Source organism: Paenibacillus sp. 1_12 (genome assembly GCF_900114475.1).
Classification (GTDB): Bacteria; Bacillota; Bacilli; order Paenibacillales; family NBRC-103111; genus Paenibacillus_S.
Genome location: NZ_FOTE01000013.1, coordinates 50,286 through 62,959 on the forward strand (window position 1 = coordinate 50,286; position 12,674 = coordinate 62,959).

6 protein-coding genes and 3 pseudogenes are annotated in these 12,674 nt (G+C 46.2%); 6 read left to right on the top strand and 3 right to left on the bottom strand.

Annotated features, from left to right (window positions below; all coding sequences use genetic code 11):
• Nucleotides 1-4: 4 nt before the first annotated feature.
• The gene (locus BM210_RS24085; RefSeq protein ID WP_091174444.1) at nt 5-172 is read left to right on the top strand and encodes a CxxH/CxxC protein; all 168 of its coding nucleotides are present in this window, start codon (nt 5-7) and stop codon (nt 170-172) included.
• A gap of 154 nt (nt 173-326) precedes the next feature.
• A complete protein-coding gene (rlmH, locus tag BM210_RS24090) occupies nt 327-809 on the top strand; it encodes a 23S rRNA (pseudouridine(1915)-N(3))-methyltransferase RlmH (protein WP_091174447.1) in 483 nt (160 codons plus the stop codon).
• Nucleotides 810-925: 116 nt separating this feature from the next.
• Here rlmH and BM210_RS24095 read toward each other — a convergent pair whose 3' ends face one another.
• The gene (locus BM210_RS24095) at nt 926-1,375 is read right to left on the bottom strand and encodes a phage tail protein (RefSeq protein WP_091174450.1); all 450 of its coding nucleotides are present in this window, start codon (nt 1,373-1,375) and stop codon (nt 926-928) included.
• Between the two features lie 1,056 nt (nt 1,376-2,431).
• On the opposite strand from BM210_RS24095, the pseudogene BM210_RS36300 reads away from it, so the two are divergent.
• Nucleotides 2,432-3,579, top strand: a pseudogene (locus BM210_RS36300) (LTA synthase family protein).
• Nucleotides 3,580-3,650: 71 nt separating this feature from the next.
• Nucleotides 3,651-3,806: pseudogene (locus tag BM210_RS35785) on the top strand (LLM class flavin-dependent oxidoreductase); the annotation flags it as partial.
• 84 nt (nt 3,807-3,890) lie between these two features.
• On the opposite strand, the gene BM210_RS24110 reads toward BM210_RS35785, so the two are convergent.
• Nucleotides 3,891-5,243, bottom strand: a complete 1,353-nt coding sequence (locus BM210_RS24110; RefSeq protein ID WP_091174454.1) for an MATE family efflux transporter — start codon at nt 5,241-5,243, stop codon at nt 3,891-3,893.
• Nucleotides 5,244-5,379: 136 nt separating this feature from the next.
• Here BM210_RS24110 and BM210_RS24115 point away from each other — a divergent pair, with 136 nt between their 5' ends.
• A complete protein-coding gene (locus BM210_RS24115; protein WP_091174456.1) occupies nt 5,380-6,060 on the top strand; it encodes a TetR/AcrR family transcriptional regulator in 681 nt (226 codons plus the stop codon).
• Between the two features lie 251 nt (nt 6,061-6,311).
• Here BM210_RS24115 and BM210_RS24120 read toward each other — a convergent pair.
• Nucleotides 6,312-7,069: pseudogene (locus BM210_RS24120) on the bottom strand (SDR family NAD(P)-dependent oxidoreductase).
• Nucleotides 7,070-8,136: 1,067 nt separating this feature from the next.
• Between BM210_RS24120 and BM210_RS24130 the strand changes: the two are divergent.
• Nucleotides 8,137-12,525 carry an AAA family ATPase gene (locus tag BM210_RS24130; RefSeq protein ID WP_143101087.1) on the top strand — a complete coding sequence of 1,463 codons (4,389 nt, stop codon included), beginning with the start codon at nt 8,137-8,139 and terminating at the stop codon, nt 12,523-12,525.
• Nucleotides 12,526-12,674: the final 149 nt, after the last annotated feature.

The window sequence follows — 12,674 nt, forward strand, 5'->3', positions numbered from 1 at the left end:
GGTTATGTTTGTTGTATGCAAAGAGCATTTGGAATTAGCGATTGATCAGTTCGTGGATGAGTATGAGGATGCACCTGATATCGTGGACATCCAGGAAGTGTCCTTTACCGCATGGAAGCCGCCTGTCCATTGTGAGCGGTGTGAAGAACTGGCGCGTTTTTTGGTAGTATAACGGATATGGAAAGAAGCCGTGCATGTCGCGTGTTGGTTGCGGCTGTGGCTTCTTTTTTTGTTGGTATTGGTTAAATCTAAACCCTTAAGTTATGAAGAGCCTGGGAGCGTTAGTAGCTGCTGGAGCAAATAGAGTAGATATCAGGAGGTTGCGTATGCAGCAGATTCAGATCATAGCGGTTGGCAAGTTAAAAGAAGCTTACCTCGTACAAGGGATTGCCGAGTATGTCAAGCGCCTTGGGCCTTATGCCAAGGTGCAGATCGTGGAGGTGCCTGATGAGCGGGCACCGGACTCTATGAGCGCCGCTGAAGAGGCGCTCGTCCGACAGCGCGAGGGGGAACGCATCCTCGCGCAAATCAAGGGCGACGCCTACGTCGTGGCGCTCGCCCTTGATGGCATGCCGCTTACGAGCGATGAGCTCGCGCGGCATGTAGAGGGCTTGGCCACGTATGGGCGCAGCCACGTGGCTTTTGTGATCGGGGGCTCGCTGGGCTTAGCCCCCGCGGTGTTGGCGCGCGCCGAGCTGAAGCTGGCGTTCGGGCGTATGACCTTGCCGCACCAGCTGATGCGGCTGGTGCTGGTGGAGCAGGTGTATCGGGTGTTTAAGATTATTCGGGGGGAGCCTTACCATAAGTAAATGAGGTTTTTGCGAAAAAACTAGCAGCACCCCCTAATTTGATGGAGTGGTGCTGTTTTGTTATTTGAATGCCAAGATGAGAATGGTTGTATTTACTCTTGCTAATAATGCTTACTTCAATATTCTCCTTTAATTACAAAAAATGAGCCCCGAATTGTTCCAGCTAGATTAGACTTCTGCCGAGCAAACTTAAACTTGGTTTCTAACTCCTTTGGTATTTCCATCCCTTCAGAAAGCTTAAAGCCAACAGCTGGCTTCTTAGGTCCATCAATCGTATACATAACGTTGACCACAAGACCATCCTCATAAATGACGTAGGCAAACTTGATATTTTCCACTTGAAAGCGAGACGTTTCTAAAGGTTTGGTTGTAAACTCAATATCACGTTCTTCTTTCAAAATTCGATTTACATAATCAAGCGTCTCCTGGCTTTCGCTAGCTGGTATAACCGTAAATTCATGCTTGTATTTGTTCATAAAGTAACGGGCTTCATTAGCACGTAAACCAGCAAGCGCATCTGCTATAGGTGAAGATTCTAAACCAACCGTAGGACGGATATGGAGAATCTTGTTCTTGAACTTCTGCGGAGAAACCTACTACAAACAATGGCGAAAAATATTGTCTGATAAAAGCGTAGGAGCAGGCTGTGGTTCATCGATATGAGAAAAAAGAATAATAGGCCCTGGTCTATAAAACTCGGTTTTAGGGGTAGTTGTCGTGTGAATCTGGCATTGGTAGGCTACGTTGGTTTGCCTCTTGTTGTCAGTACCATCCACGATAAATTAAAGCGTTTTAACATATATTTGTTGATATATGTTTATATTGAATCTATTTGGTCAAAGACTGCAATATGACATAAATAGATTTTAATAAGTTCAAAGACGGAGGTCGCAATGACGCAATCTTGGAACAGGCTATGGCGAAGTTATTTTATTGTATTTTCATTTATTGTATGGGTGAAGTTTGCACTGCTGCGGTATTTTCTTTTTGAGAAGGTAGACTTGAAGTGGTGGCTCCTTGATTTGTCCAGTCTCCTAGTCATGACAGGATTGATGGAGATTCTCATTTCGAAGCGGGCCAAGCGATCCGCGTATTGGATTTTTAATGTTATTGTGTCGTTGATCTGTTTTGCCGCGACGCTTTATTTTGAGCATTTCGGGTCGGTCATTACGTATACATCTGTTTTGGAAATGAAACAATTACTGCAAATTTCATCAAGCATTAAAGCGACGATTCATCCTATGGATTATTTGTTTTTTGCCGATTGTATACTGGCATTTGTTATTTGGCTTGCAATGAGACGGCGCAGCTTAATTCTGATAAACGATCGACCGATGCGGCGGTCTACTCTTATGATTTTGACACTGGTCTGTTTGGTGGTGTCCGCTTGGTTTGTCAAAACAGACAAGAGCATTACGAATGAAATCGTCCGGGCGGAGCAGCTGGGTTTTGTGAATTATGAGGTATCCGTTGCCGTCAACGGAATTAGTGAAAAAAACAAGACGAATTTCGCGAATTTGACGCAAGCCCTAACCGTCATCAATCAGGTGGAAGCTAGCTATGGATATAATCAAGGGGCAAATCCTGCCGATAAGCCAAACTATTTTGCATCGCAGCAAGGCATGAACGTTGTTGTGGTGCAGCTGGAGGCGTTTCAAAACTTTTTGATTCATCTTACCTACCAGGGTAAGGAGATTACGCCTGTGCTAAATAAGTTGGCTGAGGAAAGCTTCTACTTTCCGTATATTTTTCAGCAGATCGGCCAAGGCAATACATCTGATGCTGAATTTATGTCCAATACGTCTATTTATCCAACAGGCACGATTCCAATGTCAACCGGCTACGGTGATCGAGAGCTCCCCAGCTTGCCCAAACTATTGGAGGATAAGGGATATGAAGCGGATACGTTTCATGTAAATGAGGTTCACTTTTGGGATCGGAATAAATTGTATCCTGCAATCGGGTTTACTCATTATTTTGACAAGCCCTACTATAACAATGATAACTTCAATGCCTTCGGGGCGTCCGATGAAGAATTGTTCCGTGTAGGCAGTGAAAAGCTGACTGAGCTGCAAAATAGAAAAAGCCCTTTTACGCGCAGTTTATAACGGTATCGAGTCATTTTCCATTCATTGTTCCGGCTAATTTCGAGAAAATGGCGGTACCGCCTGCTTTGCAAGGACAGCAAATCGGCGATTACATCGTCGCGACCAACTACGCCGATTATGCCATTGGGGGATTGATCGATAGATTGAAAACTTCTGGGGTGTGGGATCAAACCCTTTTTGTCGCTTATGGCGACCACTTCGGGCTGCAGCCAGAGGACATTAAGGCTGACAAGCTCAGCAGCGAGCTGGGAGTTACTTATCATGATCAGGTCACGCGGTTTAATATCCCGTTGTTTATTCATATGCCGGGTCAATCGAAGGGTGAGGTGATTAATCAAGTAGGGGGACAGCTCGATATATTGCCGACAATTGCTAACCTGCTTGGCATTTCCTTGAAGGAGCAGGGAGTCGTCCACTTTGGTCAGGATTTATTAAATATACAGAAAAATGCGTTCGGCATGAGATACTATTTGCCTACCGGCTCTTTTTTCAATGACCATATTTTGTTTGTCCCGGGAAAAGGATTCGATGACGGAACAGCTGTTTCCTTACAGACACTTCAGCCCGTTACTGATTTCAAAGCATACAAAAGCGATTATGACTATGTCATGAATTTGATGAAATTGTCAGATCAATATGTAAATATGCTGCCGAAGCGTTAGCTCCTTATTCTCCATAATTGGATGAAACAACGAGCAGGGGTAGTTCCATAAAGATATGCTGCATATACGATGGTGTTGGTGAGCACCATCGAAAGATTATGCGGCGTCTTCGCCCTGTAATCGTGCTGGCTGCTGCTGCGTCACAGACGAAAAGGATACGGCTGAAAAGTGCAGCCACGGTGCTTTCTTCTGCCGATCCGGTGCTCGTGTTTCAGGATTTTACTACTTGCATAACCAGCCCCGTCCATGTACCTAAAGATGGCAGGATCGGGGGATGCCCTTATCCTGCCTTCTTGCGTGTCATATGTTTTCTAGATTGCTAAATGATCTAGATCCGGCTGTAATTTGGTCCGCAGAACATACAGCATGATGGCACCAACAAGGAACGCGGCGGCATCCGCAATGACGAGCGACCAGACGACCCCGTGGAAGCCGTTCATTCGATTGGCGATATACAACACAGGAATCAGAGTAATTCCTTGAATAACGGACATAATAAACGCGGCGGTTCCTTGCCCCGTTGCTTGAAAGATCCCTGTAAACAACGCGGTCGTTCCTGAAATGAACAGGGATAAGAACGTAACATGAAGAATGTAGCTGCCCATTTCAATTAGTTGCGGGTCATTCGTAAATAAACCAATTAGGTGGTCGGAAGTCATATAGACAATGACGCCGAACACGACTGCTAACGCCACAATCGCTTTGATCGTGAATTCAATGGTATGCTTCATGCGTAATTTATTCGCTGTAAAAGAGAAGGCAATCAACGGTACGACTCCCTCGCATAAGCCCATCAGAATAAACTCAGGAAATTGCAGTAAACGTGATGAAATTCCGAACCCCGCTATGGCCTGATCCCCATATTCGACAAGATAGTGGTTCATGACGAGTGACATTGCACCCAAGAAGATACTCATAACAAAGACGGGAACTCCGATTTTGAATACATTGCTCAGAATGTCCTTGGTAACCTTGAACCATTTTACGGAGACGGTTAAGAATTGGCTCTTATAGCCCAAATGGAAGGCGTAGAATGCACTCGCAACTAAGTTAGAGATGACCGTAGCAGACGCAACGCCGATCACGTCCCAATGGAAAACGAAGATGACTAGCGCATCGAGAATAATATTGACGATAACACTGAGAATCATACCGATCATCGACGTGATTGCTGAACCCTCCGAGCGCACGATATTCTCCAGCGTGAAGAATAATACGACGACTGGTGATCCAATAAGCATAATCGTGACATAGCCCTTCGTGAATCCAAAAGAGTCAGGCGTTGCCCCCAGGCCATGAACGATTGGATCGATTAACGGGAGGCCAACGGCCATCACGATAAGACCGAGAACTAAACTGCTGTAAAAGGCGAATGAAGAGACATGCTTTACATCATCATATTTTTTCTCACCTAGTAAACGAGAGATAAATGTACCGCTACCCATGCCTATCAAATTGCCCAGCGCCATAATGATCGCGAATAACGGCAAGGTTAGTGCGAGTGCGGTCAACATGGCCGTATTGCCCAGTATACCAAGGAAATAGGCATTCAAGATGGAATAGATGACACTCATTGACATGCCTAGCATCATCGGTACAGCGAAGTGAGCTACGGCTTTTGCGATCGGTGCTTTTTCAAAGTAATGAAGGTTTTCTGCATCCATGCGGGTCACTACTTTCTTCATTTATTTTGGACTAGCCTAACGGTGTTAGATTGAACCTTACAGTGTTAGATGATATCATGAACCTATGAACCTGTAAAGAACAAACTTACACTGTTAGATAAAAGGGTGGATACGGATGAAAAAGCAGCAGCCTCAGATTTCGGAGGATAAGATTTTGGAAACCTCGTGGGAGCTTCTCGGGGAGGAGGGCATCGAGAAATTCAGCTTGAGGCGATTGGCCGACCGGCTGGGGATTCAGGCTCCCTCTCTGTACTGGTACTTTAAGAGCAAGCAGAATCTCTACCAGCGTCTGTCCAACCAGGTATCAAAAATGATTCTGGAGAAGTTCCACTCCGAGGGGGACTGGAAGGAGCAGCTGACGGGGCTTGCGGTAACGGTACGGAGTGTGCTCAGCCGGTATCCCTGCTCCACGCAGCTCATGATGATGACGCTACCCCACGAACCGGACATCATCCGGTTCACCAACCGTATGCTGCTATGCGTAGAATCGACGCCACTTGAGCAAGAGCAGAAAATGCAAGTGGTTACTACGCTTGTGAACTATGTCTTCTACTTCGTTCTAGACGATTATCAGCATGAGCGCAATGTCTCCGCTATCCTTAAGGACCAGGGAGCGCTTCCGGGTGAGGAGATGATTCGCCTTCTGGACTCCATGAGCGAGTCGGAAGCGGGACTGTTCCGGAGGATGTTCAAGAACGGGCTGTTCGAGCTGATGGGGACCGACGGGGCGTTTGAGTTCGGCTTGAAGCTGATTCTGCTAGGGATTGAGCAGGTTATAAAGGAGCAGGAGAAGTAGAATGTAAAAAACCGCTCATCCGGTAATCGGATGAGCGGTTTCAATGAGGTTTACCATTTATCCTTAGAGCATTTGGCGATTCTCAAGGCTAATGTACAATAGAATGCCCTGGCTTCGAGATTTCTCAAAGTCAAGTATAATAACTTTTGAAATTGGAAATATTGTTAAGCCCCTTGGAAGCTGGAACTTTACCACCTTTAATATCCGTTGAAGGATGGCCATGTTTCGTAACTTGTCATTACGAGATGAGCCTATCGCGTGCTCGCCACATAATTATAAATTGTATCTCTCAACTCGAACTCGTACGTCAAACCATTCACAATCCCCACAACGCGATCGTTGTCATACAGGTCAAGCATGAATCCAGCCATTTCCTTCGCGGTATGGAACTTCGGCACAGTCCCGTGATATTCGAATTCCGAGACATCGAAAGAACGCTTCGCGAATTCTGTTTCTGTTGCGGCAGGTGCTAACACTTTAGCCTGCATAAGTGCACCTTGACTGTTCAACTCATGAGAGAGTCCTTCAGTAAAGGCACTCACATAGAACTTAGTTGCGCAGTACGTAATGGCATTTCCCACAATCGTATAGCCGCCACCGGATGAAACGTTGATTAATTGTGTTCCTTCAACCTTGGAGTAGTCACGAACGAAAAGAGAGGAAAGTATCGTCAACGATTCAATGTTCAGATGCAGCATAGCAGATATTTTATCTAAATCTTGCTGGGCCACTGAAGCAAAGTTGCCAAATCCCGCATTGTTGATCCAAGTTTCGATTTGGAACCCTTGTAGACCTTCATAAAGCTTATAAGCATTCTCGGATACGATAAGTCAGTCGCTCGAATGACGACATCTACATCGGGGTAGATACGAGTGATTTCAGACTTTAATTCCTCCAGCTGTTCCTTTCTGCGGGCTGCAACAATTAAGTTTTTGCCGCGAGCTGCAAAAGCTAGAGCGGTTTCATAACCTATACCTGAACTGGCGCCTGTAACTACAGTATATTTCATGTGATTTCCTCCCGTTTTCTACAAGAATGTATGGTGAACCAACAACACGGTAGAACCGTTCAAAAACATGCTCTTGATCCTGTAAGGGAATGCCGCGTCCTTTACCGATAACCGTCATGAATAGGGCATCATCCTTTTCCGTAAGCCTGATTTCAAGTAATGGCCTTCTGATCCGTAACGGATCCCGTTGTCCAACAGGTTACGCAGCGCACGTTCGATTAGGAAGGCATTAAACCAGGCTTGGATATCCTCGTCCGGGATATTTACTTCAACCGTGAAGTTTTGCCCCTCAAGAAACATCAGGTCTTGATCACACTCAAATCATAACAAGAATAAATAGAGAAATACATATTTTAATGCTATCCATTAAGAATCTATTATGAAAAGTACATCTGTTTCTCATTCATATAAAAACTTGCGTCTAAAATGTGGAAGTTGGTTCAAAAGGGGCACCTTAATAGTATTAAGACTTCATTAAGAAAAATGCAGATTACTTCTATTAAGATAAACGTAGTGATTCTGTAATCAATTATTATTTAGAAAAGGTGTGTGTGGATAATAATGAGCAAACGTTCTATTCAATTTTGATGATGTGTTACCTACTGGCAGGGCTTATGCATGCACCGGCTTCTGATTCAGCCGCCGATACCCCAACTTTAAGTGCTGTGACTTACGGCGATGGGCTATCTGTAGCGGTGGGTGGTGACGGATTGATCTTGCCGTTAGAGACAGTGCGGGGAACGGTGCCACAAATAAGGTGAATTATTGCGGTTTTTATCTAGAATAGCTTTAACGGCTTCGAATGCTATCAGGTATACTTTCCTTACCGACTGAATAAAAGATTGGTAGGGTGAATACCTAGGGCTTAATTGAAATGACAGTCAATTATGCACCGGCTTTCGGTGAGATCGATATAATAGAAGGCGGGTAGAAGGAAAACGCAGATATGGTCTTGGGCGTATTCGTGCCTAACTCTTTCAGCAAGCCCTGAACAACTTACTTTTATGTTAATTAATGGTAGAATAAATAGGTAGATACAAGTAGAACGGACAGGTCTCAAGGGAGGATTGGACAACATTTGGCCAATGGAAGGGATAGGACTAAGGAAGTTGATGAATGCGACTCCAATGGATATTTCTCGTTTTCTACTGATAGCCACAACACTGACGGACTTAGTTTATACCTATCACAAACGAGATGCGATTATTGGAAATTTAAACCCGGCAGGAGTTCGAATTCAATTAAAAAATAAGTTTGCCGAGCTCGTCGAGGTTCGAATAACGGAATATGCTTACCTATCACCGGAACAAACGGGCAGGATCAATCGTACTGCTGAAAAGCGTAGCGATTTGTATGCCTTGGGGATGATTTTCTACGAAATGCTTGCAGGGAGCTTGCCTTTTCGAGCACAGAGTAAGGAACAATGGGTGCATGCCCATCTTGCGATGATGCCAATTCCTCTGAGCGAACTACGTCCGGAAATTACGGGCCCTCTCGAAGGTATGATTATGAAACTTTTGTCGAAGATGCCCGAGGACCGCTATCAGAGCGCTCACGGTTTGATAGTCGATTTACAGCGATGTTTCTTTTCTTTAGAGGAGACAGGTACAATTGTTCCTTTCGAGATTGCCTGTGCAGACGATGATAGCCGCTTTCAGCTCCCGAATAGCCTCTTCGGACGCGAGGCGGAAGAGATGCAGCTCTTCAAAGCTCTGGAACAGGCTCGTGCCGATGCATGCGCATTTGTCGCTGTGTCTGGAGGGGCAGGTAGCGGTAAGACCGCGCTCGTTCATCAGCTTCAAGGTTCGGTTATACGGGCAGGTGGCCGCTTCATTGCGGGCAAATGCGATCTGATGAATCGGGATATTCCGTTCTCGCCGATACTGGAAGCGCTTCGAAAATTGATTCGGCAAGTGTGTAGCGAATCTCCGGAATCCATCGCAAGACTCAAAGTGCGGTTAAGAGAGGTATTAGGCCGCAGAGCGGGTGTTATTGCACAACTATTACCGGAGGCGGAGAAGCTCCTTGGTAAACTTCCTTCGGCAGAACTGCTGGGTCCTGCAGAAGCGGCCATTCGTTTTCGTCTACTACTTCCTATTTTCATCCAAACGTTTGCCGACAGCGAGCATTGCCTTGTACTCTTTCTGGACGATCTGCAATGGGCGGATCCTGCTACGATGGATGCCCTTCGTACGGTTGCAGAAGACCCCACCTTACATGGTTTATTATTGTTAGGTGCATTCAGGGAAGAAGCAGCACCGCACCAGATAGCGACCGAAGATCCACGAGCAACGACAACCGCATGGATAGAAAATTCATTTCCTCTGCATACGACTTCAACTTCGCTTAGCGTGCAGCATATTGCGCTCAATCCTCTGACCTATATCGACGTCAGACAATTCGTATCGCATATCGTTAAGGAAAATTCGGCTCGTATTCGGTTGTTAGCGGAGTCGTTATATCACCGAACAGGTGGCAATCCGCTCTATTTACACCGTCTTCTGGACAGTTTGTACCGTGAGAAAAAGCTGTATTATGACGAGGAGAAATCCAATTGGGCCTGGGATACAGCAGTAGTTAAGCAAATACCCGAAGATCCTGACATCCTGATTTTAGTCGGTACTCGTATCCGCATGCTGCCATTCGATACCATTGAACTGCTAGCCGTAGCGGCGGCTATCGGGCATCGATTCCGATTGTCGGCGGTCGCTGTGGCAAGCGGGCACTCTGTGGTGTATGCGAACCGGCTTTTACGCGTAGTCGAGGAAGAGGGATTAATCTCGCAGGAGAATGATTCCAACGAAGCGGATACAGACGAAGTTTACTATACTTTTCTGCATGACCGAGTGCAGCAGGCCGCTTATCAGACCATTCACGAAACACAGCGAGCAGATCTTCACCTCAAGATCGGACGTTCCATGAGCAGCCTTGCATCGGATAGCTGGGACGATTGGTTATTTGATCGGGTTTATCACTTGAATCTAGGCAGCGAACGAATGGCAAGTCAAGCGGAGAAGAGGGAGCTAGCTGCTTATAATCTCCAAGCCGCTTTGAAGTCGAAGGCTTCCACGGCCTTTGCCACCGCCAAGAACTTCCTGGAAAAAGGCTTGCGTCTTGTCGAGAATGATGAGCAGGGGCAGAATTCGCTAACGTATCGTTTAATGCTGGCGCTGCCCGTGTGCGAATATATGTGCGGAAACGTCGACCGCGCGGAAGAGTTGCTCGATCAGCTACTGCTTCGCACCGTGGGCGTGGTCGAACGCTCCCGTATTTACCTGATTCAAATCTCCATGTATACCTATCTCAAAAGAGATCGAACGGCCGTTGCTATAGGATTCAAGGCGCTTGAGGAAATCGGATTTCTTTTGCCGGCGAAACCCTCCAATGCCCTGATCAAGGAAGAAATGCACTTGTCGCAGATCGCATTGACTAGCATGCTTAACGAACCGGAGCCTATACCAAGCGATGATCCCCATCACATTGCAATTTCCAATCTGGTTATGGCACTATCGACATCGGTATTTTTATTAAGTAATGAACGATCCATCGTGTTATTTTCCAGATTCATTCGTTTCAGCCTGAAGGCTGGAAAAGGAAGTAGTGAGGCTTTTGCATATATCCTTGCGTTTTACGGTGTCATCATTCTTAGAAATAAGATCGCTGCCGCCCCAATAGGACTTCATTGCATGGATGCAGCTTTGCGAATAGCGTCATCTTTCGAAAGTGCGGATTTGTTATGCAAGCTGAGCTATTTTAGGGGATTAGCTAGACTATTACACCAACCGGAAGAAAGTATTGCGCATTTCGAACAATCGATGCGTTATGGAATGGAATCCGCGAATTTGATCTTTGTTAGCCTAGTCGCGCCTACGTGTGTGATCACCCACACCGGAGATTTACACACATTGTCTGCACGGATAACGAATTACGAAGATCTCTCAAGGCAACTTCTAGATGAGGTCGCGAAAAACGTTTTTCGTATCTCGCGATGGTATATCGCCCAACTGCAGAGAGGAGCCGACGAGGGCAACGAAGTCGTATTGCCGGTGCAGAATGATCGTTTCAAGGGGACTATGAATAACGAAGTTTCTTATATATATACCTGTAAAATAGAAATCGCTTATTTGTTCGGACGGTACAAGGAAGCCCTGGAGTGGATAGAACAAGGAGAGCTCAATACCGCCAGACAGAATTGGTTGCAAGCTCGTAAGCAACATGTTTATCATGCGCTTACGCTTGCTGCTAGATATGCCGAGGCGCCTACGGAGGAACGCACAGGCATTCGAGCCAGACTGAAGAAGTTGCTGCGGGTAATGAAGCAATGGTCCGGATACTATGGGCAGAACACTTCGGTCTGCTTGCTTGTTTCGGCCGAGTTGCACAGGATTGACGGGAATTCAGTCGCTGCCGCCAAAGGGTACGATGATGCGATCCTTGAAGCGCGAAGCCAAAAAGACAGGCTAATGGAAGCGATTGCTTGCGAACGAGCTTCTACCTTCTATCGGGAAGCGGGAAGTCGGAACGGAGCGGACGTGTTGATGGCGGATGCATGCGTTGCTTATTCGGCTTGGGGGGCTTCACGAAAGGCACAGCGGTTGCGAGAGGATTACCCGGGTCTACGGTTCTCCGCCGTTGAATCGCAATGGCAAGAAGATGGAATGGTGGGTAAAGGATTAGCTGGATTTGAAAAGGAGAGCGAGAGGGTACCGACAATCAGCGACGAAAATGTGTTCATTAAACAAATTCCGGAATGGTCGAGTATGGAAAATAGCGAGGATGTGATGCATCATTTCCTGGAATCGGCGATTAATTATTCGGGTGCGGAGAAGGGATATGTGCTAACCAGTCACGAAGACGGTTTTAAGATTGAGGAGGAAGAGGGCGAAAGGAAAGATGACCGGGGTGAGGCTCCATTCGTAGAGTCTATCGTACGTTTTGTCATTGAAACAGGGGAACCGATTGTACTCGACAATGCTTCGCGAAGCTTATTTTCGCCTCATTCCGATGCCCATCACAGTCTGCCGCTGTCCGTTCTTTGTATGCCAGTTCTATTTCCGGGGCAAGCGCGGTCTTCTGTACTGTATTTGGAGAATAATCTCATCTCTGGTGTGTTCCCATCGGAGGTACTGGAGGTGCTGAAACTGATGATCGCCCGAACAGCGTACTCGAGGTTATGGGAAGATTACCTTTCACAGACGAAGGGATCAAGCGATTCGGTTAGTTCTCCGACATTGTCCGTCGAGGATTCGCTGCCGCTTATCGAGCCGCTGACGAACCGCGAAATGGAAATGTTATACGCATTGGCCGATGGTTTGTCGAACAAGGAAATTGCTTATCGGTTTGGGTTAACAGAAGGAACAGTCAAGAGCTATGTTTTTCACTTATACGGTAAGCTTGGGGCGAAACGACGAGCTCAGGCGATTGCGCGTGCAAGAGAAATGAAGCTATTGGATTAAGTGTTATAGATAGATGATAAGCCAACAAATGGGACGGAAAGATGCCCCGTTGTTGGTTTATTTTTTTGCGAGAAACTAACTTTTGTTAGTATTCATAATTGTCAAGCAAGATATATACTAAATAAAGTTAAAATTACGTCAAGTTCGTG